Source organism: Candidatus Protofrankia californiensis, assembly GCF_900634765.1.
Lineage (GTDB): Bacteria > Actinomycetota > Actinomycetes > Frankiales > Frankiaceae > Protofrankia > Protofrankia californiensis.
The window spans coordinates 847-1840 of the sequence record NZ_CAAAFT010000372.1 but is presented as its reverse complement, the minus strand read 5'-3'; the positions used below and the strand labels follow the sequence as shown (position 1 = coordinate 1840).

Sequence of the window (994 nt, the reverse complement as noted above, 5' to 3'; positions counted from 1 at the left end):
GTTCGAGGACGCCTCCGCCACCCTTGGCGCAAGCCGGTGGGTGACGTTTCGCAGGGTCACCCTCCCGATGATCGCGCCGTCGCTCGGTGCGGGCGGGGTCCTGTGCTGGGCACGCGCGCTCGGCGAGTTCGGGGCGACCATCACCTTTGCCGGCAACTTTCCGGGCACCACCCAGACGATGCCGCTGGCGGTCTATCTCGCCCTGGAGACCGATCCGGACGCGGCGGTCGCACTGTCCCTGGTGCTGCTCGCCGTGGCCGTGGGTGTGCTGGCCCTGCTGCGTGACCGGTGGCTACGCCCGGGGGCAGCCCTGTGAGAAGGATCGACACCGCTGTCGCCGCCGGGCCGCCCACGCAGGCGGGGTCCGCCTCCGGCGGCCCTGACCTGCCCGGCACGCCCGATGGATCCGGTGGATCCGGCGACGGTGCGTTGCGGGCCTGCCTGCGGGTGCGGCGCACCAGCGGCTTCACCCTGGACATGACACTGACCGCGACGAACGGGACGACCGTCGCCGTCCTCGGGCCCAACGGCGCGGGCAAGACCACCCTGCTACGGGCGCTCGCCGGGCTGCAGCCGGTCGACGCGGGCCGGATCAGCCTGGGCAGCTTCGTCATGGACGACCCAGAGGTGGGGATCTTCGTCCCGGCGCAGCGCCGCACGGTCGGGATGGTTTTCCAGGACTACCTGCTGTTTCCGCATCTGTCCGCGCGGGACAACGTCGCCTTCGGGCTTCGCTGCCGGGGGGTGTCCCGGGCCGCCGCCCGGGCCGCCGCGGGGGAGTGGCTGGAGAAGTTCGGTCTGGGCGAGTTCGCTGCCCGCCGGCCTGAGGCGCTCTCCGGCGGGCAGGCCCAGCGGGTCGCGCTCGCCAGGGCGCTCGCCGCCGGCCCGCGGCTGCTGCTGCTGGACGAGCCGCTGGCGGCGCTGGATGCGTCCACCCGGCTGGCCGTCCGGGCGGATCTGCGCCGTCATCTGACCGGTTTCGGCGGGCCGTCCG

2 protein-coding genes are annotated in these 994 nt (G+C 74.0%); both read left to right on the top strand.

The genetic code is table 11. The features are described from left to right. A partial coding sequence (locus DD1DGNOD_RS29820; RefSeq protein ID WP_241255838.1) for a molybdate ABC transporter permease subunit occupies positions 1-316 on the top strand: 316 nt, incomplete at its 5' end. Then, the coding region (locus DD1DGNOD_RS29815; RefSeq protein WP_241255837.1) for an ATP-binding cassette domain-containing protein at positions 313-994 on the top strand (682 nt) is incomplete at its 3' end. The genes DD1DGNOD_RS29820 and DD1DGNOD_RS29815, both read left to right, overlap by 4 nt.